Source organism: Modestobacter sp. SYSU DS0290, assembly GCF_054050955.1.
In genome coordinates, this window is record NZ_JBJHAI010000007.1 from 13,973 (window position 1) to 36,632 (window position 22,660).

The window sequence follows — 22,660 nt, forward strand, 5'->3', positions numbered from 1 at the left end:
CGCACGCACAGCGCCCCTCCTGCCGGACGGCAGGAGGGGCGCTGTGCGTGGTGGTGCGGTGGCTCAGCCGGTGAACAGCGTGCTGGCCGTGCGGATGGTCTGCACCAGCCCGTACACCAGCGGCAGGCCCACCAGGGCCCACGCGAAGGCCACGAGGCCGGTCGGCGTGCTGCTCTTCTCGCTCATCGGGCGGTGCTCCGTTCGGGGTTGGCGCGGGCGGTGGCGGGGGTGGTGGCGTGCGGCTCGTGCCACTTCGCCGCCACCGGCTTGACCAGCAGGTTGGCGACGAAGCCGATCGCCAGCAGGCCGACCATGATGAACAGCGCCGGCCGGTAGTCACCGGCGTTGAGCTGCCCCGGGGTGCCCTGGGTGTCCAGGACGCCGTTGACGATCAGCGGGCCGGCGATGCCGGCGGCCGCCCAGGCGGTCAGCAGCCGGCCGTGGATCGCACCGACCTGGTAGGTGCCGAAGAGGTCACGCAGGTAGGCCGGGACGGTCGCGAAGCCACCGCCGTAGAAGCTGATGATGATCGCCGCGAGCGCGACGAACAGCCAGACGGCGCTGCTGCCGACGGTGGCCAGCAGGACGTAGAGCACCAGGCCGACACCCAGGTAGACCATGTAGATGCCCTTGCGGCCGATGTAGTCCGACGTGGAGGACCACACGAAGCGGCCGGCCATGTTGAACAGCGACAGCAGGCCGACGAAACCGCCGGCCGCGGCGGCGGCGACCGCGGAGACCTCGCCGTCCCGGAAGAAGTCCTGGATCATCGGCGCGGCCTGCTCGAGGATGCCGATGCCGGCGGTCACGTTGCAGAACAGCACGGTCCACAGCAGCCAGAACTGCGGGGTCTTGATGGCGTTGCCGGCCGAGACGCTCTCGGTGGTGACCAGCGCCTTCGCCTTGACCGCCGAGGGGTCGAAGCCGGCGGGCTTCCAGTCGTCGGCGGGGACGCGGACGATGAAGGCGCCGAACATCATGAAGACCAGGTAGAGCAGGCCGAGGGTGAGGAACAGACCCGCGACGGCGTTGCCGCTCGGGGTCGTGCCCGCGGTGCCGTCGTAGGCCGGGTCGTACCAGTTCATCAGCTGGCGGGACAGCGGCGAGGCGATGAGCGCGCCACCACCGAAGCCCATGATCGCCATGCCGGTGGCCAGGCCCGGACGGTCCGGGAACCACTTGATCAGCGTGGAGACCGGCGAGATGTAGCCGATGCCCAGACCGATGCCGCCGATGACGCCGTAGCCGAGGTACAGCAGCCACAGCTGCTCGGTGTAGATGCCCAGGGAGCCGACCAGGAAGCCGGCGACCCAGAAGCAGGCCGAGGTGAACATGGCGGCGCGGGGACCGTTGCGGTCCACCCACGTGCCGAACAGCGCGGCCGACAGGCCCAGCATCACGATCGCGATCGAGAAGACGATCCCGATCGCGGTGAGGGTGGAGTCGAAGTGCGAGACGAGAGCGGCCTTGTAGACGCTCGTCGCGTACGCCTGGCCGATGCACAGGTGCACGGCCAGAGCGGCTGGCGGGATGAGCCATCGGTTGAACCCGGGCTTCGCGACGATGCGCTCCCGGGCCAGGAAGCTGGGTACTGCCACGGAACGACCTCCGAGGTGACGTGACGGCGCGGCCGGTCGGACGAGCCAGCCGCGCGAGTCACTTCCCTGTGAGCTCCGTCGCGACCGGTGGGACCGTACGACGTCACCGGCTCTTTCGCCCTGCGCGGTACCCGAAGTGGGGACGGCGTGTCTCATCACGATTTCGCAGGTCGGGCCGCGCGTCGTCGACGTGTCGACAACCCGCGGCGGTCAGCTGCGGCGCAGCGGGGGCAGCGGCAGGTGCGCCGCGAGGTCCGCCCGGTTGCCGCTGGCGCTGACCCGGCCCTCGGCGACCGCGTCCGCCCAGCTGAGCACCCCGGTGGCCAGCCGCAACCAGGTCGCCGCGTCGGTCTCCACCACGTTGGGCGGGGTGCCCCGGGTGTGCCGCGGGCCCGGGATGCACTGCACGGCCACGAACGGGGGCACGCGCACCTCCACCGACCGGCCCGGCACCTGCTGGGCCAGCCAGCGCGCCGAGGTCTTCACCGCCGCGCCCAGCACCGGGCGCGGCGGCTGCTCCGCCTCGCCGGCCAGCCACGGCCGGACGGCGTCCACCGCGGCCCGCAGCTCCTCAGCGGGGATCGGCTGGCCGGCCGCCATCAGCTGGTCGGGACGGTCCCCGCGGGGACGGTGCCGACGGCGGCCTCCGGGCTGCCGAACAGCGCCGGCAGCGTGCCGGTCCAGGCCTCCCGCAGCTCGGCCAGGGGCAGCTCGAGCAGCCCCTCCAGCACCAGGGCGTCACCGCCGGTGGTCCCGAGCTCGGTGACCGGGACGCCGGCGGCCTCCGCGGCGGCACGGACCGCCGCCGGGTCGGCCGTGGTGACGACGACGCGGGCCACCGACTCGCTGAACAGCGCGGCCGTGGGGTCGCCGGTCAGCGTGAGCCGGGCCCCGGTGCCGTACCGCAGCGACGACTCGGTGAGCGCCTGCGCCAGCCCACCGTCGGCGAGGTCGTGCGCCGAGCTGACCGCCCCCTCGGCCGACAGCCGCACCAGCAGCTCACCGAGGGTGCGCTCGGCGGCGAGGTCCAGCCGCGGCGGCAGGCCGCCGAGGTGCCCGTGCACGACCGCAGCCCAGGCCGAGCCGCCGAACTCCGGGCGGGTCTCCCCCAGCAGCAGCACCGTCTCGCCGTCGGCGCGCCAGCCGGTGGGCACCCGGCGGGCGACGTCGGCGTGCACGCCCAGCACGCCGATCACCGGCGTCGGGTTGATCGCGACCTCACCGGTCTGGTTGTACAGGCTCACGTTGCCGCCGGTGACCGGCAGTCCGAGCTCCCGGCAGCCGTCGGCCAGGCCGCGGACCGCCTCGGCGAACTGCCACATCACCTCGGGCTCCTCCGGGGAGCCGAAGTTGAGGCAGTTGGTGACCGCCAGCGGGGTGGCGCCGGAGACGGCGACGTTGCGGTAGGCCTCGGCCAGGTTCAGCTGCGCGCCGGTGTAAGGGTCGAGGCGGGCGTAGCGGGCGTTGCCGTCCAGCGCCAGCGCGATGCCGCGGTTGCTGCCCTCGTCGATCCGGACCACGCCGGCGTCCTCGGGCTGGGCGAGCACCGTGTTGCCGCGCACGTAGCGGTCGTACTGCTCGGTGACCCAGCTCTTGTCCGCGCCGTCGGGGCTGGAGACCACGGCCAGCCAGTCGGCCCGCAGGTCGGCCGAGGACGACGGCGGCACGTCGGCCTGCAGCGCGTCCAGGTCGGCCGGGCGGGCCATCGGCCGCTCGTAGACCGGGCCCTCGTGGGCGACGGTGCGCGGCGGGACGTCCACGATCCGCTCCCCGTGCCAGTCGATGACCAGCCGGTCGCCCTCGGTGACCTCACCGATGACGGTGGCCAGCACCTCCCACTTGCGGCACACGGCCAGGAACGCGTCGACCTTGTCCGGCTCGACGATCGCGCACATCCGTTCCTGCGACTCGCTCATCAGGATCTCGGCGGGCGTGAGCGTGCTGTCGCGCAGCGGGACGGCGTCCAGGTCGATGTGCATGCCCCCGGTGCCGGCGCTGGCCAGCTCGCTGGTGGCGCAGGAGATGCCGGCGCCGCCGAGGTCCTGGATGCCGGTGACCAGGTCCTCGCGGAAGATCTCCAGGCAGGCCTCGATGAGCAGCTTCTCGGTGAACGGGTCGCCCACCTGGACCGCGGGGCGCTTGGCCGGGCCCTCGGCGTCGAAGGTCTCACTCGCCAGCACGGACACCCCGCCGATGCCGTCGCCGCCGGTGCGGGCACCGAAGAGCACGACCTTGTTGCCGACGCCCTCGGCCTTGGCCAGGCGCACGTCCTCGTGCCTCATCACGCCCACGCAGAGCGCGTTGACCAGCGGGTTGCCGGCGTAGCAGTCGTCGAACAGCAGCTCGCCGCCGATGTTGGGCAGGCCCAGGCAGTTGCCGTAGCCGCCCACCCCCGCGACGACGCCGGGCAGCACCCGGGCGGTGTCGGGGGCGTCGGCGCGGCCGAACCGGAGCGAGTCCATGACGGCGACCGGCCGGGCACCCATGGTCAGGATGTCGCGGACGATGCCGCCGACCCCGGTGGCCGCGCCCTGGTAGGGCTCCACGTAGCTCGGGTGGTTGTGCGACTCGACCTTGAAGGTGACCGCGTAGCCGTCCCCCACGTCGACGACGCCGGCGTTCTCGCCGATGCCGACCAGCAGCGCGTCGCTGGGCGGCAGGTCGCCGAAGCGGCGCAGGTGCACCTTGGAGGACTTGTAGGAGCAGTGCTCGCTCCACATCACCGAGTACATGGCCAGCTCGGCGGTGGTGGGGCGGCGGCCCAGGATGTCCCGGATCCGCTGGTACTCCTCCTCGCGGAGGCCCAGCTCGGCGAAGGGCTGCTGCTCCTCGGGCGTGCCCGCGGCCAGCTCCACGGTGTCCAGCCGGCCGGCCAGCCGCCCGGGGCCGGTGTCGAGCTCGGAGAGCCCCGCGGTCGCGCTGGCCTGCCCGGCCGTCACGTCGGCGCTCATGCAGCCACCACCAGGGCGGTGAGGACCGAGGTGAAGAAGCCCAGGCCGTCGACCGACGGGCCGGTGAGGTCCTCGACCGCGTGCTCCGGGTGCGGCATCAGCCCGACGACGCGGCCGTCCTCGCTGCACACCCCGGCGATGTCGCGGGAGCTGCCGTTCGGGTTGCCGTCGACGTAGCGGACGACCACGCGCCCCTCGCCCTCGAGCCGGTCCAGGTCGGCCGGCGCCGCGACGTAGCGGCCCTCGCCGTTCTTCACCGGGACGACGATGCGCTGGCCCGTGGAGAAGGACGACGTCCACGCGGTGTCGGCGCGCTCGACCAGCAGGCCCTGGTCGCGGTTGCGGAAGTGCAGGTGGCCGTTGCGGGTGAGCGCCCCGGGCAGCAGCCCGGCCTCGCACAGCACCTGGAAGCCGTTGCAGATCCCCAGCACCGGCAGGCCCGTGCGGGCCGCGGCCACGACGTCGGCCATCAGCGGCGAGCGCGCGGCGATGGCGCCGGCCCGCAGGTAGTCGCCGTAGGAGAAGCCGCCGGGCAGGACGACCGCGTCGACGTCCTTCAGGTCGTGGTCGGCGTGCCAGAGGGAGACGGGCTCGGCGCCGGCGAGACGCACCGCACGTGCGGCGTCGACGTCGTCCAGCGAACCCGGGAAGGTGATGACACCGATGCGCACTGCTCTTCTCTCCGTTGTGGTGCTGCCTGGACGGCGCTCTGCCTAGTCGGTGGGGAGGTGCAGCTCGACGTCCTCGATGACGGGGTTGGCCAGCAGCGTCTCGGCGATCTCGCGGAGCTCCGCCTCGTCGGGGTCGCCGTCGACCTCCAGCACGAAGTGCTTGCCCTGACGGACACTGCGGACACCGGAGTGTCCGAGCCGCCCCAGGGCGCCGAGCACGGCCTGCCCCTGCGGATCGGAGATCTCTGGCTTCAGGACGACGTCGACGACCACCTGGGGCACGCCGAGAAGGGTACCGGCTCCCGCCCACCGGCCTGCAGGAGCGCAGGTGACGGCCCCGGACGGCCGGGTGGCGGCGTCCCCCGAACGGGTGGCGCCGTCCGCTCGTCGCACTCGCCACCTGCCCTGCGGCACCGATGATGACCCGGCGTGGCCGCCGCCCGGCGGTCACCGGACGGACCGCAACGGACTGGAGGCACCGACCGATGGTGGCGGGCACCCCGAACGTCGACTTCCCGGCCGATGCCACAGCGCTCAGCGTCCTGCCGCTCGGCCAGGACGAGGCGCTGACCAGCAGGGTCCGGCGGAGCAGCGACACGCTGCTCTACCTGAGCCACCCGCGCGACCCCCGCGGCGAGGGCGCCGAGTTCGTGCCCAAGGACATGCTGGAGCTGTCCTGGCAGGCCGACGACGGACTGCGGTCGGTCCCCACCGAGGCCGTCGGCGTCAGCGACGACGGGCTCTGGAAGGTCAAGATCACCGGCCCGGCCAGCAAGCTGCAGCGCCGCGACGCCGTCCGGGCCCCCATCGGGCTGCCGGTGTCGCTCGCCTGGGACAGGATCGTGCTCACCGGCAGCACGGTCGACCTCAGCGAGGGCGGCCTGCTGGCCGTCTTCCGCGGCTACGCCGACCTGGGGGTCGGCACGCCGTTCCCCAAGCGCGGCCAGACGATGACCCTGCGCCTGGACCTGTGGTCCGACGAGCTCGTCACCGAGGTGCAGATGGTGCGCCGCCGGCCGCGCCAGGACCAGCTGCACGAGTTCTCGCTGGCCTTCGTCGGCCTGCCGGAGTCCGCGGCCGACCTCATCCGCTCGCACGTGTTCACCGCGCTGCGCAACGCGCGCACCCGCGGCATCTCCGCGATCTACTGAGCACCTGGCCGGCCTCCCGGCGCCGGCGCACCACCCCGACCCCCGAGGCCGGAACGCGGAAGGAGCTCAGACGAACCGCTGGCCGGTGAGCTTCTCGTAGGCGGTCACGTAGCGCTCGCGGGTGGCGGCGACGACGTCGTCCGGGAGCTCCGGCGGCGGGGACACCCGGTCCCAGCCGGACGTGGTCAGCCAGTCGCGCACGAACTGCTTGTCGAACGAGGGCTGCGCCGCCCCCGGTGACCAGGTGATCGCCGGCCAGAAGCGCGACGAGTCGGGCGTGAGGACCTCGTCGCCCAGCACCAGCCGCCCGGCCGCCGTCCCGAACTCGAACTTGGTGTCGGCCAGCACGATGCCCGCGCCCTCGGCGATCTCCGCCCCGCGCCGGTAGAGCGCCAGGGTCAGCGCGCGCAACGCCTCGGCCCGGTCCGCGCCGACCGCGTCGACCACCTGGGCGAACCCGATCGCCTCGTCGTGCTCGCCCTGCTCCGCCTTCGTCGACGGGGTGAACACCGGCTGCGGCAGTCGCGAGCCCTCGACCAGGCCGGCCGGCAACGGGACGTCGACGATCGCGCCGGAGCGCTGGTACTCGACCGTGCCGGAGCCGGAGAGGTAGCCGCGGGCCACGCACTCGACCGGCAGCATCGCCAGCCGGCGCACCAGCATCGCCCGCCCGGCCACCTCGGCCGGGACGTCGGTCGCCGAGACCAGGTGGTGCTCGGCGCCGTGCTCGGCCAGCACCGGGGCGAGCTGCTCGAACCACCACACCGACAGCTGGGTGAGCACCCGGCCCTTGTCCGGGATCGGGGTGGGCAGCACGTGGTCGTAGGCGGAGATCCGGTCGCTGGCGACCAGCAGCAGCCGGTCGTCGCCGACCGCGTAGACCTCGCGCACCTTGCCCCGCGCGACCAGCGGGAGGTCGACGCTCACGAGAGGGCGGCGAGCCGGTCGAACAGCGGGCCCAGGTTCTGCACGTACCGCTCCGGCCGGCAGATCTCGTCCAGCCGCGCCTCGTCCAGCGTCACGCCGTCGGCCTCCGCGCGGGCCCGCAGCGTCGCCCGGAACGGCGTCCCGGTGTTCCAGGTCTCCATCGCCGCCGACTGCACCAGGGCGTAGGCGGCCTCGCGGGACAGGCCGCTCTCGACCAGCTCCAGCAGCACCGAGGACGTGTAGATCAGCCCGCCGGTGGACTCCAGGTTCGCCCGCATCCGGTCGGCGTCGACGACGAGGTTCTCCACCAGGCCCGCGGTCAGGTTCAGCAGGTAGTCGGTGGTGATCGCTGCGTCGGGCAGGAAGACCCGCTCGGTGGAGGAGTGCGAGATGTCGCGCTCGTGCCACAGCGGGATGCCCTCCATCACGGGCACGATCGCCGCCCGCACGACCCGCGCGAGCCCGGCGATCCGCTCCGAGCGGATCGGGTTCTTCTTGTGCGGCATCGCCGAGGAGCCCTTCTGGCCCGACCCGAACGCCTCGGACAGCTCCCGCACCTCGGTGCGCTGCCCGTGCCGCACCTCCAGCGCGATCGCCTCGCAGACGGTGGCGATGATGCCGAGCGCGGAGACCCACTCGCTGATCCCGTCGCGCAGCACCACCTGGGTCGACGCGTCCGCGGCACGCAGCTGCAGCGCCTCGGCCACGGTCACCTCAACCGACGGGTCGATCAGGGAGTAGGTGCCGACGGCGCCGGAGATGGCGACCACGCCCACCGACTCCCGGGCGCGGCGCAGCCGGTCGCGGGAGCGGGCCATGGCGAAGGCGAGGTCGGCGACCCGGTGGCCCCACACGTCGGGCTCGGCGTGCACGCCGTGCGTGCGGCCCACCTTGATGGTGTCCCGGTGCGCCAGGCCGTGGTCGCGCAGTGCCGCCACCAGCCGGTCGGCCTTGGCCAGCAGCACGTCGGTGGCGTCGGTGAGCTGCACGGCCAGCGCGGTGTCCAGCAGGTCCGACGACGTCATGCCGTGGTGCACGTAGGCCGCGGCCGACCGCGGCTCGGTGTTGTCGGCCCAGGCGGTCAGGAAGGCGATGACGTCGTGCTGCGTCGTCTCCTCGATCTCCGCGACCCGGGCGGCGCTCGGCGGCGGGGCGTTGCGCACCGGCTCGACGACGTCGGCGGGCACCCGGCCGGCCGCGGCGTGCGCCTCCAGGACGAGCGTCTCCACCCGGCACCACAGCTCGTACTTGTGCTCGTCACTCCAGACCCGTCCCATCTCGGGCAGGGTGTAGCGGTCGATCATGCGGGCACCGCCGGGAACTGGTCAGCAGGTCGTGGCACCGTGACATCCTCCCGCACGGGCCGGTCGGTCCGTGCATCCCCTCGGAGGAACCATGCTGAAGCGGGTCACCCGCGCAGTGTCGCGCGCCCGGGAACACCTCCGGGCCGCCGCCGAACGCGACCCGTACGCCTGGCCCGACGGGACGGTGCTGGTGCTCGACGACGGCACCCGCGCCGTCGTCGACCACGTGGAGGGCCACCCGGCCCCCGAGCCGGGCACCGCCGTGGTCACGCAACCCCCCGCGCACCCCAACCGGCGGCCGGACCCCGCCGCCGCTGACGCCCCGCCGGCCGCCGGGAGCCCGCACCCCGACGCCCCCGACGTCGACGTACCGGGCGGCGTCAGCGGGCCACCCCGCCCGGGCGGCCCGCCGCCGGCTCCCGGTCAGGACCGCAGCCGGGGCAGCCTGTTCGGCCCCGAGACACCGCGCACGCCCGACCACGAGGTGCCCAACGGGCTGCGGATCGCCGCGGCCTGGTCGTGGCGGGCGATCGTGGTGGTGGCGGCCGGCTACCTGCTGCTGCGGGCGGCCGGGTACGTCGCCGTCGTCCTGGTGCCGGTGTTCGTGGCGCTGCTGCTGGCCGCGCTGCTGCAACCGGGTGCCGCGTGGCTGCGCCGGCGGGGCTGGCCGACGTCCCTGGCGTCGCTGACGATGCTGGTGGTCGGACTGGGCGTGGTCGCCGGGATCATCACCCTGGTCATCGAGGAGTTCGTGGCCGGGTACGACGACCTCGCCGAGCAGGTGGGCCAGGGCATCGAGCAGGTGCGCGACTTCGCCGTCGACACCTTCCCGATCTCCCAGTCGCAGATCAACGACGCGCTCGACAGCGCGCAGGGGGCGGTCGTCGCCAACCGCGACGTGCTCACCACCGGGGCGCTGACCACCGCGGCCACGGTCGGCGAGGTGCTGACCGGCATCGTGCTGACCCTGTTCACGCTGTTCTTCTTCCTGCTCGACGGCCGGCAGATCTGGCTGTGGCTGGTCGGTCTGGCGCCCACCAACTCGCAGGCCTACCTGGACGAGGCCGCCCGCCGGTCGTGGCGGACGCTGATCTCCTACGTCCGGGCCACCGTCGCCGTCGCCGCCTTCGACGCGGTGTTCATCGGCATCGGCCTGCTGGTCCTGGGCACGCCGCTGGTGGTGCCGCTGGCCGCGCTGGTCTTCCTCGGCGCGTTCGTCCCGATCATCGGGTCGTTCCTCGCCGGCACCGTCTCGGTGCTGGTCACGCTGGTGACGCTCGGGCCGATCCAGGCGCTGGTCGTCCTCGGCATCATCGTCGTGGTCATGCAGCTGGAGGGACACGTGCTGCAGCCGCTGCTGCTGGGCCGCGCGGTCTCGGTGCACCCGCTGGCGGTGGTGCTGGGCATCGCGGCCGGGCTGCTCGTCGGCGGCATCTTCGGCGCGCTGATCGCCGTCCCGGTCATCGCCTGCGGCAACGTGGCCGGCACCTACCTGTCCCGCCGCCACGAGGGCCCCCGGCCGCCGCAGCCGGACACCCGCCGCGCCCGCCGGCTGGTCGGCACCCGCTGAGCCGTGCCGATCGACCCGGGCAGCAAGGAGCCCGCCTCCTCGGCGGCGACCCGCGCGGCGGTCCTCGCGCACCTCTACGCCTTCAACGCCCACTCCACCGACCGGCTGATCGCCGGCCTGCACGAGGACGTCGTCTGGGCCACCGGTTCCGACGTGTTCCAGGGCGTCCGACAGCTCCGGGACGACGTCTTCGACGAGGGCCTGTGGGCCATGCAGCCGTCTCTCGCGGTACGGACGCTGCTCATGGAGGGAGAGGCGGCAGCCGCAGTCCTCCGGGAGGTGCTCGTGGTCCAGGACGAGCGACGCGAGTTCGACATCGCCGTCTTCTTCACGGTCGGCGGTGGGCTGATCAGGACCGTCATGGTCTTCCGGGAGGGCAGCGCAGACATCGGGTCGTGACAACCGCCTCGCCCGCACCACACGCTCACCGACCTGCACGCCGCCGACGGCCGCGGCTGGACGTCCGCTGGCGCGGGTCAACCCGCCCGGAACGACGTGGGGCCGCGCCAGGACGCGGCTCAACCCCTGCTGGCGCGGGTCAACCCGCCCGGGCGAAGACGGCCGGGGGGTGCAACGGTCCGGCCGGACGGCTCAGACGGTGATGCGGCCCTCCACGGCCGCCAGCGCGATGTCGGTGCGCCAGTGCGCGCCGGCCAGCCGGACGCCGGCCACCCGCTCGTAGGCGGTCTGCCGGGCCGCCGCCAGGTCGTCGCCGACCGCGGTGACCGCGAGCACCCGGCCCCCGGCCGAACGGACGGCGCCGTCGGGCCCGACCACCGTGCCCGCGTGCAGCACCCCCACGCCGTCGGCGCCGGTGATCGGGTCGCCGGTGCGCGGCCGCTCCGGGTAGCCCGACGCCGCGACGACGACGGTCACCGCGGCACCGTCCCGCCAGCGCAGCGGCGGGTGGTCGGCCAGCGTGCCGGTGGCCGCCGCGTGCAGCAGACCGGCCAGCGGGGTCTCCAGCAGCGGCAGCACCACCTGGGTCTCCGGGTCGCCGAAGCGGGCGTTGAACTCGACCACCCGCACCCCGCGGGATGTGAGCGCCAGGCCGGCGTAGAGGAGCCCGCTGAACGGCTCACCGCGACGGCGCATCTCGTCGACGGTCGGCTGCAGCACGGTCCGCAGCACCTCCCCGACCAGCCCGGCCGGCGCCCAGGGGAGCGGCGCGTAGGCGCCCATCCCGCCGGTGTTGGGCCCCCCGTCGCCGTCGTCGCGGCGCTTGTGGTCCTGGGCCGGGAGCAGCGGCACCACGGTGGTGCCGTCGGTGACGGCGAACAGCGAGACCTCCGGGCCGTCGAGGAACTCCTCGACCAGCACCGCGCCGCCCGCGTCGAGCACCGCGCGGCCGTGGGCCAGGGCCGCCTCCCGGTCGGGGGTGACCAGGACGCCCTTGCCGGCGGCCAGCCCGTCGTCCTTGACCACGAACGGGGTGGCACCGGCGGCGGCGACCTCGTCGAGCGCCGTCTCCAGCTCGGCGACGCCGCCCACCGGCCAGGCCCGGGCGGTGGGCACGCCGGCGGCGGCCATCACGTGCTTCGCGAACGCCTTCGAGGCCTCGAGCTGCGCGGCCTGGGCCGACGGGCCGAAGCAGGCGATGCCCGCCTCGCGCACGGCGTCGGCCGCACCGGCCACCAGCGGCACCTCCGGGCCGACGACGACCAGGTCGGCGCCCCACTGCTGGGCCAGCACCGCGATCGCCGGCGCGTCGGCCACGTCGACCGGCAGCGCCTGGGCGATCCCCGCCGTCCCCGCGTTGCCCGGCGCGCAGGCCAGCGCCGTGACGGCGGGGTCGGACTGCAGAGCCACGCACAGGGCGTGCTCCCGGGCACCGGAGCCGATCACGAGCACGCGCACGGCGCAGAACCTACCGAGCCGCGGACCGGTCAGCGCCGGGGCCGCCCGGCCGAGCCCCGACGCTCCCGGTGCAGCGCCCGCAGCCGGGCCGTCTCCTGGGACCGGGCCCGGGCGTCGGCGCGCAGTTCCTGGCGGTGCGCCTCGGCCTGGAGCTTGCGCCAGGCCACCAGCCGGCCCGGGTCCAGCTCGCCGTCCGCGATGGCCGCGGCGACCGCGCACCCCGGTTCGGTGCGGTGCGCGCAGTTCCGGAAGCGACACCCGGCGGCGAGCGCGACGACGTCGGCGTAGGCGTCGTCCAGCCCTGCCTCGCCGGCCAGGGCGAGCTCCCGCATGCCGGGGGTGTCCACCAGCAGCGCGCCACCGGGCAGCTGGTGCAGCTGGCGGGCGGTGGTGGTGTGCCGGCCGCGGCCGTCACCGCGGATCTCCGCGGTCGCCGCGACGGGCCGGCCGGCCAGCGCGTTGGCGAGGCTGGACTTCCCCACCCCGGACGGGCCGACCATCGCCGCCGTGCAGCCGGGCGCCAGCAGCGCCCGCACCGCATCGACGCCCGCGCCGGTGCGCGCGGAGACCGGCAGGACCGTCACGCCGACCGCGTTCTCGGCCACCTGCGCGACGGCGGCCGGCACGTCCGGGCAGAGGTCGGCCTTGGTCAGGACGACGACCGGGGTCGCCCCGCTGCCCCACGCCACGGCCAGGTAGCGCTCGATCCGCCGCAGCCGCGCCTCCCCGGCCAGCGAGTCGACGACGAGCACCAGGTCGACGTTGGCGGCCACCACCTGCGGCGCGGAGCCCCGGCCGGCGGCGGTGCGCACGAACGCCGTCCGCCGCGGGAGCAGCGCCACCGCGAGCTCGCCGCGCACCGCGACCCAGTCGCCGACCGCCGGCGCGCAGTCGTCACGGAGGACGGCGGCCGTCCGCACCCGCTCTTCGCCGTCCGCGGTGAGCACGGTGAGCAGGCCGCGGTCCACCCGCGCCACCCGGCCGGCGCGGCACCCTGCCGGCACGACCGGGTCGGTCGTGCACGACACACCCGGGACTGAGACATCACTCACACGGGTCATGCTGACCTGCAGCTCGGGGGCTTGTCCTCCGATTTGTCCCCATGGAGTCGGCGCACGTTCACCCATCGGACGGCGGGGTGGGTTTCCCTGGACCCATGTCCGAGACCGGCCTGCGGGCCGCTCCCTCGTCCCGACGGACCTCCTCCCCGGTGGTGATCGGTCACCGCGGCGCTCCCAGCTACCGCCCCGAGCACACCGCGGCGAGCTACGAGCTCGCCATCGACCTGGGCGCCGACCGGATCGAGCCCGATCTCGTCGTCTCCCGTGACGGCGTCCTCATCGCCCGGCACGACGCCGAGCTGTCCCGGTCCACCGACGTCGCCGGCCGCCCGGAGTTCGCCGACCGCCGGCGCACCACGGAGGTGGACGGGGAGGAGCTGACCGGCTGGTTCGTGCAGGACTTCACCCTCGACGAGCTGCGCACCCTGCGGGCGGTCGAACGCCTGCCCGCCGTGCGCCCGCTGAACACCGCCTACGACGGCCGCTTCGGCGTGCTCACCCTGGCCGACGTCGTGGAGCTGGCCCGGCGGCGGTCGACCCCGACCCGGCAGGTCCAGGTGCAGGCCGAGCTCAAGCACGTCGCCTGGTTCGCCGCGCAGGGGCTGCCGATGACCGAGCTGGTCGCCGCCGAGCTGCGCCGGCTGGACGCCGCGCACACCGGCGGCACGGTGATCGTGATGGCCTTCGAGCAGGCGCCGCTCCGGGAGCTGCGCGCCGACCTCGGCGCCGGCGGCCCGGTGCTGGTCCAGCTGGTCGAGGAGGAGGGCGTGCAGGACGCCCTGGTCACCCCGGCCGGCCTGCGCGAGATCTCCACCTACGCCCAGGGCGTCGCCCCGCACAAGGGCCGCATCCTGCTGCACGGCGCCGACGGCTCGCTCCGGGGCGTCTCCGACCTGGTCAGCCAGGCGCACCGGGCCGGACTGACCATCACGCCGTGGACGCTGCGGCCGGAGAACCTCTTCCTGCCGCGGCACCTGCGCTCCAGCAACGACCCGCACGACCTGGGCGACGCGCAGGCCGAGGCGCGGCTGCTGTTCGCCCTCGGCTGTGACGGCGTCATCAGCGACGCCCCGGAGACCGCCTTCCGGGCCCGCGCCGAGCTGTCCGCCGAGGCGCTGGCCCCCGTCCGCCCCCGCGTCTGAGCCGCGGCCCCGCCGCAGGGGCCCGCCGCGCGCGGGCGAGCAGTGGGGGCAGCGGGCCCTTACTCGAGCAGGTCGTGGATCACGACGTTCTGGTCGCGGCCCGGGCCCACGCCGATGACGCTCACCCGGGCGCCGGAGAGCTCCTCCAGCCGGCGCACGTAGGCCTGGGCGTTGGCCGGCAGGTCCTCGAAACGCCGGCAGTCGGTGATGTCCTCGAACCAGCCGGGCATCTCCTCGTAGACCGGCTTCGCGTGGTGGAAGTCGGTCTGCGTCATCGGCATCTCGTCGTGCCGGACGCCGTCGACGTCGTAGGCGACGCAGATCGGCACCGTCTCCAGCCCGGAGAGGACGTCGAGCTTGGTGAGGAAGTAGTCGGTGATCCCGTTGACCCGGCTGGCGTACCGGGCGACGACGGCGTCGAACCAGCCGCAGCGGCGGTCCCGGCCGGTGGTCACGCCGACCTCACCACCGTGCTTGCGGAGGTACTCGCCCCACTGGTCGTGCAGCTCGGTGGGGAAGGGACCGGAGCCGACGCGGGTCGTGTAGGCCTTGAGGATGCCCACCACGCGCTCGATCCGGGTGGGGCCGACGCCGGCGCCCACGGCCGCACCGCCGGCGGTCGGGTTGGACGACGTGACGAACGGATAGGTGCCGTGGTCGACGTCGAGCAGGGTGCCCTGCGAGCCCTCCAGCAGCACCCACTCGCCGGCGTCCAGGGCCTTGCCCAGCAGCAGCCGGGTGTCGGCGATGCGGTGCTTGAGCTGCTCGGCGTAGCCGGCGTACTCCTCGACCACCTCGTCGACGTCGATGGCCTTGCGGTTGTAGACCTTGACCAGGACCTGGTTCTTCTCCGTCAAGGTGCCCTCGAGCTTCTGCCGGAGGATGGAGAGGTCCAGCAGGTCGGCCACGCGGATGCCGTTGCGGGCGACCTTGTCGCCGTAGGCCGGGCCGATGCCGCGGCCGGTGGTCCCGATCTTCCGCTTCCCGAGGAACCGCTCGGTGACCCGGTCCAGCGCGCGGTGGTGCGGCATGATCAGGTGCGCGTCGGCGGAGATGACCAGGCGCGAGGTGTCGACGCCGCGCTCCTCCAGGCCGGCGAGCTCGCCGATGAGCACCTCGGGGTCGATGACGACGCCGTTGCCGATCACCGGCGTGCAGCCCGGGGTGAGGATGCCCGAGGGGATCAGGTGCAGGGCGTACTTCTCGCCGTCCGGGGTGATCACGGTGTGCCCGGCGTTGTTGCCGCCCTGGTACCGGACCACGTAGGGGACGCGCCCGCCCAGCAGGTCCGTCGCCTTCCCCTTGCCCTCGTCGCCCCACTGGGCGCCGATCAGCACGACTGCGGGCATCGGGTCGGTCTCCTCGTCACATCGACACCGGCAGGAACCGGTTGGCCAGGTGGCAGGGTATCGGCATGCCCGCGACTCAGCTCGACCTGCGCGGTCTGGCGGCCACCCAGCCGCCGTCCCGCCGGCACGTCGCCTCGGTCGTCGACGACGCCGAGGAGGTGCGTGTGCTGGGCCCGGTCCCCGCGCTCGCGGCGGTGCTGACCAGGCTCTGGCGCAAGGAGCGGCTGCCCGCCGTCCCGGTCGCCTGGGAACCGGCGGACGACGCCGCGTCCCGCGGGCTGGCCCGTGCGCTCGGCGTCGGCTCCGGCACCGAGCGGGAGCTGCCGCTGGTCCGGGACGACCACGGCGGCGTGCTCCTGTGGCACGGCCGGATCACCGCCTTCGGCGCGCCGCGCCGCGCACTGGCTCGCCGCCTGGGCGCGCAGGCCTATCACGACGACCAGCGGGTGGCCGACGGGCCGATCACCCGGATCGACGTCCGGCCGGACTGGACGGCGCCGGACCGGATCTCGGTCGCCGTGGTCACCGTGCCGTTGCGCCCGGTGCGCCGCACCACCGGACGGGCGCTGCAGGTGGCCAGCGCCCCGGCGCAGGTGACCCGGGACGGCGTGCCCGTCGACCGCCAGGTCACGAAGTGGACCTGGTACGCCGACGACCGGGTCCGCTGGCTGCTGCGACCCTGAACGGAGGACCGGGGATGACCGATCAGGACCCGCCGGGCGGGCCCGCGGAACGGACCGTGGGCGGCTTCGACCGCCCGGCCCGGGTGTGGGTGCTCGGCCTGTTCGGCGCCGGCGGGGTGGCGGCGGGCCTCCTGCTGCCGCGGCTGGCGGGCTGGGCCGCCGACCTCCCCTGGGTGCCGTTCCAGGGCCCGCTGGAGCTGATCGGCTCCTTCGACCGCTCCTGGCTCACCTGGGGGTGGCCGGTGGGCGGCCTGGTGGCCGGCCTGCTGTTCGCGGGGTACGTCATCGCCGACTCGCCGGTGCTGCGCATCGGCCCGGCCGAGGTCGAGGTCCGCCGTCGCGGCCGGGTGGAGCGGGTGGTCCCGCGCGACGTCGTGGACGCCGTCTACCGCCGGCGCTCCCACGTGGTGATGGAGAACCGCACCGGGCGCACTCTGTTCGACGACGACGTCGAGGGCGATGCGAGGTCGGTCCGCGACGCCTTCCTGGCCGCGGGCTGGCCGTGGGAGGGCCGGCTGGACTGAGCGTCGCCGGCGCGACCTGCCTCCGGCCCGGCCGCCGCGACCCGTCGCCACCGGAGCGCGCCCGTCGTGGACACTGGGTCCACCGCCCCGCCCGAGGAGGTCGTGCTGCCGTCGTCCCGTCGCCCGACCGGTCCCTGCCGGTGACCCCGGACCGCCCGCTGGCGTTCGGCCCACCCGTGCCGGTGGTGCCCCGCTCGCGCGGCCGCCGGATGCTCGACCGCCTGCTCGCCCGCCCGGGCGTCAGCGCGCTGGTCGGCGTCGCCCTGCTGACGCTCTTCTTCGGGGTGCAGTCCCCGGACCTGCTCTCCTCCGCCGGCCTGGCCGCCGTGCTCCAGGTCGCCGCGCCGCTGGGGATCGGCGGCGTGGCGGTCGCGCTGCTGCTGGTCGCCGGGCAGTTCGACCTGTCGATCGGCGTGGTGGCGGTGAGCAGCGCCCTGCTCACCGCCCTGCTGGTCACCGAGCTCGGGCTGGGCGTCTGGCCCGCTCTGCTGCTGTCGCTGGTCGCCGCGCTGCTGGTCGGGGCGGCCAACGGGCTGCTGGTGGTGAGCACCGGGCTGCCGAGCTTCCTGGTCACCCTCGCGACCTTCCTCATCCTGTCCGGTGCCGCCCAGGCGGTCGCCGCCGCCGTCGCCGACGCCCCTCGGGTCGGCGGTCTGCGTGGGGCCCCCGGGTGGGACTCCGCGCAGGCGGTCTTCGGGTCCACGGCGGAGCTGGGTGACGGCCGGTTCCCGATCTCGGTGCTCTGGTGGCTGGCCGCCACCGTCGTCACCACCTGGCTGCTGTGGCGCACCCGGTTCGGCAACGCCGTCTTCGCCAGTGGCGGGGCCGCCCGCCCGGCCCGCGAGCTGGGGGTGCCCGTCGGGCGCACCACCGTGCTGCTCTTCCTGGGCACCGCGGCGGCCGGCTGGCTGATCGGCACGCTCGGGGTGGTGCGGCTGGGCGCGGTGCAGGTGACCCCGGCGCTGGGCACGGAGATCCAGTTCGTCGTGGTCGCGGTGATCGGCGGGTGCCTGCTCACCGGCGGCTACGGCTCGACCGTGGGCGCCTCGCTGGGCGCGCTGCTCTACGCCGTCGCCCGGGAGGGGATCGCCCTCTCCGGCTGGGACCCGCGGTGGTTCGAGGCCTTCCTCGGCGTGCTGCTGCTGGTCGCCCTGCTGGTCAACGGCGTGGTGCGGCGGCGGCTGCGGGCGGTGCCGCGATCGTGAGCAGCGCGTGGGAGGGGCCGCCGGAGCCCGCCGAGCAGGTCCCCGCCGACGGCGCGGCCCCCGTGCTCGAGCTGCGCGGCGTCACGGTCCGCTTCGGCAGCGTGCCGGCGCTGTCCCGGGTCTCGCTGGCGCTGCGGCGTGGCGAGGTGACCTGCGTCCTCGGCGAGAACGGCTCGGGGAAGTCGACGCTGGTCGCCGTCCTCTCCGGCATGGAGCAGCCCGCGGAGGGTGAGCTGCTGATCGACGGCCGCCCGGTGCGGCTCCGCTCCCCGAAGCACGCCCGTGCGCAGGGGATCGCCACCGTCTGGCAGGACCTGGCGATCGCGCCGCTGATGTCGGTGTGGCGGAACTTCTTCCTGGGCGACGAGCCGACCCGCGGGATCTGGCCCTTCCGCCGGCTGGACGTCGGACGGGCCGAGGAGATCACCACGCGGGCGATGGCCCGGGTCGGGGTCACCGGGCTGGACGCCGACCAGGCGGCCAGCGCGCTGCAGGCCGGCGAGCGGCAGAGCCTGGCGATCGCCCGCGCCCTGCACTTCGGCGCCCGGGTGCTGGTCATCGACGAGCCGACGGCACCGATGACGGTGAGCCAGCGCGCGATGGTGCTGCAGGCCGTCGTCGCCGCGCGAGAGGACGGCCTGGCGGTGGTCTTCGTGACCCACAGCCCGCAGTACGCGCACCTCGTGGGCGACCGGTTCCTCCTGCTGGGCGGCGGCCGGGTCGCCGGGGACCTCACCCGGGAGGACGTGGACGTGGACGACCTGACCCGCCTGGTCGCCGGCGGCGACGAGCTCTCCCGGCTGACGGAGAGCCTGCGCCGCGACCAGCTGTGATGCCCGCCGTCCGGTGCGCCCTGAGACGGAACGGCCCGGGGGTCCATCCGGACCCCCGGGCCTCGTTCAGTTGGTGAAGATGCTGACGCCTCCCGGGCCCACCAGCAGCCCGACGACGATCAGCACGATCCCCCACAGCAGCTGCTTGCGGACGATCGCGACGATCCCCGCGATGACGAGCACGACTGCCAGGATCCAGAGCAACGTGGCCATGACCAGCCCCTCTCCTCGAGGCGACGCCCGGTGGCGCCGACCGGAGGCAGACGGTAACGAGACTTGGCAGTCTCGGCATCGGGACGATCAAGATCCGTTTTTGTCCGGGCTCCTGCCCGCACCGCCCGCCGAGTGCGCAGTCCTGGTCGCCGACACGCGAGGACACGCCGTGCCGGACGACCGGGACTGCGCAGTCGGGTCAGGGGGCGAGCGTCGGGTCGCAGTCGCGCAGCAGCTCGGTGCAGCGCTGCTGCTCGTCGACCTCGCCGATCCGCTCGGCCGCCGCGGCCAGCACGGTCACGCAGCGCAGGAACCCGCGGTTGGGCTCGTGCGACCACGGCACCGGGCCGAAGCCCTTCCAGCCGTTGCGGCGCAACGCGTCCAGGCCGCGGTGGTAACCGGTGCGGGCGTAGGCGTAGGCCTCGATGGTCCGCCCGCCCGCCAGGGCGCCCTCGGCCAGCGCCGCCCAGGCCGCGCTGGAGGTGGGGTGCGCCGCGGCGACCTCGGCCGGGTCGGTGCCGCCCGCGAGCGCCTCGGCGCCGGGGTCGACCGGCAGCAGGGTGGCCGGCGGCTCGCCGAGCAGGTTGCGGTGTGCGTGCGTCATGGTCAGGCCGCCTGCGACTGACCGGCGGACTGCAGGTCCTGGCAGGCCTGCACGATCCGGTCGGCCATGCTCGCCTCGGCCAGCTTCATGTAGGTGCGCGGGTCGTAGCTCTTCTTGACCCCGACCTCACCGTCGACCTTGAGCACGCCGTCGTAGTTGCTGAACATGTGCCCGGCGATCGCCCGGGTGAGGGCGTACTGGGTGTCGGTGTCGACGTTCATCTTGACCACGCCGTAGGAGATCGCCTCCCGGATGTCGGACAGGTCCGAGCCGGAGCCGCCGTGGAAGACCAGGTTGAACGGCTTGGGGTCGCCGAGGCCGAACTGCTCGGCGACGACGGACTGGCCACGCTGGAGGACGTCGGGACGGAGCTTGACGTTGCCCGGCTTGTAGACCCCGTGCACGTTGCCGAAGGTCGCGGCGAGCAGGTAGACGCCCTTCTCACCCAGCCCGAGCGCCTCGGCCGTGCGGACGAAGTCGCCGTCGGCGGTGTAGAGCTTCTCGTTGATCTCGTGGGCGACGCCGTCCTCCTCGCCGCCCACGACGCCGATCTCCACCTCGAGCACGATCTTGGCGGCCGCGCACTGCTCGATGAGCTCCTGGGCGATCTCCAGGTTCTCGGTGAGCTCGATGGCCGAGCCGTCCCACATGTGCGACTGGAACAGCGGCTCCTGACCGGCGTCGACCCGGTCCTTCGAGATCGCGATCAGCGGGCGGACGTAGCTGTCCAGCTTGTCCTTGGGGCAGTGGTCGGTGTGCAGCGCCACGTTGATCGGGTACCGCTCGGCCACCACGTGGGCGAACTCGGCCAGCGCGACCGCGCCGGTGACCATGTCCTTGACCCGGGTGCCGGAGCCGAACTCCGCGCCGCCGGTGGAGAACTGGATGATCCCGTCGCTGCCGGCGTCGGCGAATCCGCGCAGCGCGGCGTTGATCGTCTCCGAGGAGGTGCAGTTGATCGCCGGGTAGGCGAAGCCGCCCTCCTTGGCCCGGCTGATCATGTCGGCGTAGACCTCGGGGGTCGCGATGGGCATGCGGTGCTCTCCTGACGTCGGGACCAGCGGCTCCTGCTCGCCGGTCAGCATCCCACTGGGCCGCGCCCGAGGTCGGCCCCAGGTCGTGCGGGCGCGGGCGGTCGGATCAGTCCAGGCCGAGGTCGGCGAGCTCGAACGCCGCGCGGTACTCCAGCCCGGCCGCCTCGACCGCAGCGCGCGCCCCGCGGTCGACGACGACGGCGACCCCGACCACCTCGGCGCCGGCCTCCTGCAGGGCCTCGACCGCCTGCAGCACGCTCCCCCCGGTGGTGGAGGTGTCCTCGACGGCGAGCACGGACCGGCCGGCGACGTCCGGGCCCTCGATCCGCCGCTGCAGGCCGTGCGCCTTGCCCTGCTTGCGCACGACGCAGGCGTCGAGGAAGCCCTCGCCGGCCGAGGCGGCGTGCAGCATCGCGGTGGCCACCGGGTCGGCGCCGAGCGTGAGCCCGCCGACGACGTCGTAGCGGAGGTCGCCGGTGAGCTGGCGCATCACCCGGCCGACCAGCGGAGCCGCCTCGTGGTGCAGCGTCACCCGGCGCAGGTCGACGTACCAGTCGGCCTCGCGGCCCGAGGAGAGGGTGACCTTCCCGCGGACCACCGCGAGCTCCACGATGAGCTCGAGCAGCCGGTCCCGGTCGGGGTGGGCGGTGGCGGGGGCGTTCATGGTCGCGACCCTACTGAGCGGGTGCGAGCACCTGGTCGACGACGTAGACGGTGGCGTTCGCCGTCTGCAGCGGACCGCACAGCAGGGTCGCCGGGGCCGCCCCGGCGAGCGTCTCCTCCGCCGGCACCGAGATCTCCTCGCCGCTGCCGGTGAGCGTGACCCGGTCACCGAGGAGCGTGGTGTGCTCGCCGGCCAGCTCGTCGGGGCCGAGCCGGCCCGGCAGCACGTGGTGGGTGAGCAGCGCGGTGAGCCGCGGGACGTCGGCCTGCAGCTCCGGCAGCGCCTCCGGGCCGAGTGCCCCGAACGCGGAGTCGGCCGGCGCGAGCACGGTGACGTCCTGCCGGGTGTTGAGCACGTCGACGAGGTTGGCGGTGACCACCGCCTGGGTGACCGTGGTCAGCAGCGGGTTCTGGCTGATCGCGGTGGCCGCCGGCAGCGCGGCGCCGGCCGCGACGCTGCCCGGCCCCTCCGGCGGCAGCCCCGCACAGGCCGGGCCGACGGGGGTGCCGGTGGCCGCACCGGCCGACGCGGAGGTCGTCGCCGCGGACGTGGTCCCCGCCGGGGCGCTGCTGGCGTCCGCCGCGCCGCCGCCGTCGTCATCGGCGCTGCAGGCCGTGCCCACGAGCAGCAGGCCACCGACGAGGGCCGTGGCGAGGGCGCGGACGGCGGGTCGTGCTGCGGGGCGGCTCGGCCCGGTGGCCTTCACGGGACATCTCCTCCTGGTCCTGCGGCCCGCTCCGGTCGGTGGGGGCACTGGTCGTCGAGCATCGCATCCTGCCGACCGCCGCACCGGGAGGTCGGCCGCTCGTGGCCGGCCGGACGTGCCAGGCTGGCGGCGTGAGCGCCGACCCGTCGTCCCGTTCCGCCGGCACCGACCCCGAGCGCCCGCCCATGCCGGTGTCGGTGAAGGTGGCGACCGGCCTGCTGGCCGCACTGTCGGTGCTGCTGCTGCTCAGCGGCGTGGTCAGCCTCGCGCTGCGCGACGGCATCGTCGACGGCTTCCTGGAGGCCCAGCCCGACCTGGACCGGTCCGAGGTGGAGCAGTTCGTGCTCATCGGGCTGGTCCGTGACCTGGCCGTGGGCCTGCTCTGCGGCGCGGCCGCGGTGTTCCTGCCCCAGCGTCGGCGGTGGGCCCGCTGGGCCGGCCTGCTCGGCGCGCTGTTCCTCGGCGCACTGACCCTGGTCTCGATGGTCACCGCCGGCGGCACGAGCCCGTTCGCGCTGCTGCTGCTGGTGCTGTGTGCGGCGGCGGCCACCAGCCTGCTCGCCCGGACGACCACGGCCTGGCTGCCGCCGGTGGCTCGCCGGGGCTGACCCGC

General features: G+C 74.5%; 25 protein-coding genes. 9 read left to right on the top strand and 16 right to left on the bottom strand.

The genetic code is table 11. The annotated features are described in order from the left end of the window. Positions 1–63: 63 nt before the first annotated feature. The 6 genes from ACI795_RS08220 to purS all read right to left on the bottom strand — a co-directional run bounded on the left by ACI795_RS08220 (position 64) and on the right by purS (position 5,502). Positions 64–186, bottom strand: a complete 123-nt coding sequence (locus ACI795_RS08220; RefSeq protein ID WP_457074987.1) for an MFS transporter small subunit — start codon at positions 184–186, stop codon at positions 64–66. Then, positions 183–1,598: an OFA family MFS transporter gene (locus ACI795_RS08225; protein WP_457074988.1), complete on the bottom strand. Its 1,416-nt coding sequence runs from the start codon at positions 1,596–1,598 to the stop codon at positions 183–185. Before ACI795_RS08225 ends, ACI795_RS08220 begins: the two co-directional genes overlap by 4 nt. A 210-nt stretch (positions 1,599–1,808) precedes the next feature. Continuing rightward, positions 1,809–2,198 carry a sterol carrier family protein gene (locus ACI795_RS08230; protein ID WP_457074989.1) on the bottom strand — a complete coding sequence of 130 codons (390 nt, stop codon included), beginning with the start codon at positions 2,196–2,198 and terminating at the stop codon, positions 1,809–1,811. Continuing rightward, positions 2,198–4,549, bottom strand: coding sequence for a phosphoribosylformylglycinamidine synthase subunit PurL (gene purL, locus ACI795_RS08235; protein ID WP_457074990.1), 2,352 nt, complete (start codon positions 4,547–4,549; stop codon positions 2,198–2,200). Before purL ends, ACI795_RS08230 begins: the two co-directional genes overlap by 1 nt. Continuing rightward, positions 4,546–5,220, bottom strand: coding sequence for a phosphoribosylformylglycinamidine synthase subunit PurQ (gene purQ / locus ACI795_RS08240; RefSeq protein WP_457074991.1), 675 nt, complete (start codon positions 5,218–5,220; stop codon positions 4,546–4,548). The genes purL and purQ overlap by 4 nt, the downstream gene beginning before the upstream one ends. A 42-nt stretch (positions 5,221–5,262) precedes the next feature. Further along, on the bottom strand, positions 5,263–5,502 hold the full coding sequence (gene purS, locus ACI795_RS08245) for a phosphoribosylformylglycinamidine synthase subunit PurS (RefSeq protein ID WP_153358479.1): 240 nt from the start codon (positions 5,500–5,502) through the stop codon (positions 5,263–5,265). Positions 5,503–5,708: 206 nt separating this feature from the next. Between purS and ACI795_RS08250 the strand changes: the two genes are divergently transcribed. Beyond that, positions 5,709–6,371, top strand: a complete 663-nt coding sequence (locus ACI795_RS08250; protein ID WP_457074992.1) for a PilZ domain-containing protein — start codon at positions 5,709–5,711, stop codon at positions 6,369–6,371. Positions 6,372–6,437: 66 nt separating this feature from the next. Here ACI795_RS08250 and ACI795_RS08255 read toward each other — a convergent pair whose 3' ends face one another. Together ACI795_RS08255 and purB are read right to left on the bottom strand one after the other, a co-directional pair. Continuing rightward, complete coding sequence (locus ACI795_RS08255) at positions 6,438–7,298, bottom strand: phosphoribosylaminoimidazolesuccinocarboxamide synthase (protein ID WP_457074993.1); 861 nt, start codon at positions 7,296–7,298, stop codon at positions 6,438–6,440. Continuing rightward, positions 7,295–8,602, bottom strand: coding sequence for an adenylosuccinate lyase (gene purB / locus ACI795_RS08260; RefSeq protein WP_457074994.1), 1,308 nt, complete (start codon positions 8,600–8,602; stop codon positions 7,295–7,297). The genes ACI795_RS08255 and purB overlap by 4 nt, the downstream gene beginning before the upstream one ends. A gap of 91 nt (positions 8,603–8,693) precedes the next feature. Here purB and ACI795_RS08265 point away from each other — a divergent pair, with 91 nt between their 5' ends. Both ACI795_RS08265 and ACI795_RS08270 read left to right on the top strand, forming a co-directional pair. Next, positions 8,694–10,172: an AI-2E family transporter gene (locus tag ACI795_RS08265; RefSeq protein ID WP_457074995.1), complete on the top strand. Its 1,479-nt coding sequence runs from the start codon at positions 8,694–8,696 to the stop codon at positions 10,170–10,172. 3 nt (positions 10,173–10,175) lie between these two features. Next, entirely contained in the window at positions 10,176–10,571 is a 396-nt protein-coding gene (locus ACI795_RS08270) for a hypothetical protein (RefSeq protein ID WP_457074996.1), read from the top strand. A gap of 192 nt (positions 10,572–10,763) precedes the next feature. Here the strand turns inward: ACI795_RS08270 and purD are convergent, their stop codons facing one another. Next, positions 10,764–12,029, bottom strand: a complete 1,266-nt coding sequence (gene purD, locus ACI795_RS08275) for a phosphoribosylamine--glycine ligase (protein WP_457074997.1) — start codon at positions 12,027–12,029, stop codon at positions 10,764–10,766. Between the two features lie 29 nt (positions 12,030–12,058). Continuing rightward, the gene (gene rsgA, locus ACI795_RS08280) at positions 12,059–13,006 is read right to left on the bottom strand and encodes a ribosome small subunit-dependent GTPase A (RefSeq protein ID WP_457074998.1); all 948 of its coding nucleotides are present in this window, start codon (positions 13,004–13,006) and stop codon (positions 12,059–12,061) included. A 179-nt stretch (positions 13,007–13,185) separates the two neighbouring features. Here rsgA and ACI795_RS08285 point away from each other — a divergent pair, with 179 nt between their 5' ends. Next, a complete protein-coding gene (locus ACI795_RS08285) occupies positions 13,186–14,232 on the top strand; it encodes a glycerophosphodiester phosphodiesterase family protein (RefSeq protein ID WP_457074999.1) in 1,047 nt (348 codons plus the stop codon). A 59-nt stretch (positions 14,233–14,291) separates the two neighbouring features. Here ACI795_RS08285 and ACI795_RS08290 read toward each other — a convergent pair whose 3' ends face one another. Continuing rightward, positions 14,292–15,581: an adenylosuccinate synthase gene (locus ACI795_RS08290; RefSeq protein WP_457075000.1), complete on the bottom strand. Its 1,290-nt coding sequence runs from the start codon at positions 15,579–15,581 to the stop codon at positions 14,292–14,294. 65 nt (positions 15,582–15,646) lie between these two features. Between ACI795_RS08290 and ACI795_RS08295 the strand changes: the two genes are divergently transcribed. The 4 genes from ACI795_RS08295 to ACI795_RS08310 all read left to right on the top strand — a co-directional run bounded on the left by ACI795_RS08295 (position 15,647) and on the right by ACI795_RS08310 (position 18,826). Next, on the top strand, positions 15,647–16,264 hold the full coding sequence (locus tag ACI795_RS08295; RefSeq protein WP_457075001.1) for a hypothetical protein: 618 nt from the start codon (positions 15,647–15,649) through the stop codon (positions 16,262–16,264). Between the two features lie 14 nt (positions 16,265–16,278). Then, complete coding sequence (locus ACI795_RS08300; RefSeq protein ID WP_457075002.1) at positions 16,279–16,788, top strand: YqeB family protein; 510 nt, start codon at positions 16,279–16,281, stop codon at positions 16,786–16,788. A 140-nt stretch (positions 16,789–16,928) separates the two neighbouring features. Next, positions 16,929–17,993, top strand: coding sequence for an ABC transporter permease (locus tag ACI795_RS08305; RefSeq protein ID WP_457075003.1), 1,065 nt, complete (start codon positions 16,929–16,931; stop codon positions 17,991–17,993). After that, positions 17,990–18,826 (top strand): ATP-binding cassette domain-containing protein, encoded by an 837-nt coding sequence (locus tag ACI795_RS08310; RefSeq protein ID WP_457075004.1) that lies wholly within the window; start codon positions 17,990–17,992, stop codon positions 18,824–18,826. Before ACI795_RS08305 ends, ACI795_RS08310 begins: the two co-directional genes overlap by 4 nt. 66 nt (positions 18,827–18,892) lie before the next feature. Here ACI795_RS08310 and ACI795_RS08315 read toward each other — a convergent pair whose 3' ends face one another. The 5 genes from ACI795_RS08315 to ACI795_RS08335 all read right to left on the bottom strand — a co-directional run bounded on the left by ACI795_RS08315 (position 18,893) and on the right by ACI795_RS08335 (position 22,047). After that, on the bottom strand, positions 18,893–19,039 hold the full coding sequence (locus tag ACI795_RS08315; protein WP_457075005.1) for a GPGG-motif small membrane protein: 147 nt from the start codon (positions 19,037–19,039) through the stop codon (positions 18,893–18,895). A gap of 199 nt (positions 19,040–19,238) precedes the next feature. Beyond that, positions 19,239–19,643 carry a DUF3151 domain-containing protein gene (locus ACI795_RS08320; RefSeq protein ID WP_457075006.1) on the bottom strand — a complete coding sequence of 135 codons (405 nt, stop codon included), beginning with the start codon at positions 19,641–19,643 and terminating at the stop codon, positions 19,239–19,241. A gap of 2 nt (positions 19,644–19,645) precedes the next feature. After that, complete coding sequence (gene fbaA, locus ACI795_RS08325) at positions 19,646–20,677, bottom strand: class II fructose-bisphosphate aldolase (RefSeq protein WP_457075007.1); 1,032 nt, start codon at positions 20,675–20,677, stop codon at positions 19,646–19,648. Positions 20,678–20,783: 106 nt separating this feature from the next. Then, a complete protein-coding gene (gene pyrE / locus ACI795_RS08330) occupies positions 20,784–21,341 on the bottom strand; it encodes an orotate phosphoribosyltransferase (protein WP_457075008.1) in 558 nt (185 codons plus the stop codon). A 10-nt stretch (positions 21,342–21,351) separates the two neighbouring features. Next, positions 21,352–22,047, bottom strand: coding sequence for a fasciclin domain-containing protein (locus tag ACI795_RS08335; protein WP_457075009.1), 696 nt, complete (start codon positions 22,045–22,047; stop codon positions 21,352–21,354). A gap of 131 nt (positions 22,048–22,178) precedes the next feature. On the opposite strand from ACI795_RS08335, the gene ACI795_RS08340 reads away from it, so the two are divergent. Further along, a complete protein-coding gene (locus ACI795_RS08340; RefSeq protein WP_457075010.1) occupies positions 22,179–22,655 on the top strand; it encodes a hypothetical protein in 477 nt (158 codons plus the stop codon). The last annotated feature ends 5 nt before the right edge of the window (positions 22,656–22,660 follow it).

Coding starts and splice junctions, on each gene's coding strand:
- ACI795_RS08300 (WP_457075002.1), top strand. CDS start 16,279: ATGACCGATCAGGACCCGCCGGGCGGGCCCGCGGAACGGACCGTGGGC.
- ACI795_RS08295 (WP_457075001.1), top strand. CDS start 15,647: ATGCCCGCGACTCAGCTCGACCTGCGCGGTCTGGCGGCCACCCAGCCG.
- fbaA (WP_457075007.1), bottom strand. CDS start 20,677: ATGCCCATCGCGACCCCCGAGGTCTACGCCGACATGATCAGCCGGGCC.
- ACI795_RS08315 (WP_457075005.1), bottom strand. CDS start 19,039: ATGGCCACGTTGCTCTGGATCCTGGCAGTCGTGCTCGTCATCGCGGGG.
- ACI795_RS08220 (WP_457074987.1), bottom strand. CDS start 186: ATGAGCGAGAAGAGCAGCACGCCGACCGGCCTCGTGGCCTTCGCGTGG.
- ACI795_RS08285 (WP_457074999.1), top strand. CDS start 13,186: ATGTCCGAGACCGGCCTGCGGGCCGCTCCCTCGTCCCGACGGACCTCC.
- ACI795_RS08265 (WP_457074995.1), top strand. CDS start 8,694: ATGCTGAAGCGGGTCACCCGCGCAGTGTCGCGCGCCCGGGAACACCTC.
- purL (WP_457074990.1), bottom strand. CDS start 4,549: ATGAGCGCCGACGTGACGGCCGGGCAGGCCAGCGCGACCGCGGGGCTC.
- purB (WP_457074994.1), bottom strand. CDS start 8,602: ATGATCGACCGCTACACCCTGCCCGAGATGGGACGGGTCTGGAGTGAC.
- ACI795_RS08320 (WP_457075006.1), bottom strand. CDS start 19,643: ATGACGCACGCACACCGCAACCTGCTCGGCGAGCCGCCGGCCACCCTG.
- ACI795_RS08290 (WP_457075000.1), bottom strand. CDS start 15,581: ATGCCCGCAGTCGTGCTGATCGGCGCCCAGTGGGGCGACGAGGGCAAG.
- pyrE (WP_457075008.1), bottom strand. CDS start 21,341: ATGAACGCCCCCGCCACCGCCCACCCCGACCGGGACCGGCTGCTCGAG.
- ACI795_RS08230 (WP_457074989.1), bottom strand. CDS start 2,198: ATGGCGGCCGGCCAGCCGATCCCCGCTGAGGAGCTGCGGGCCGCGGTG.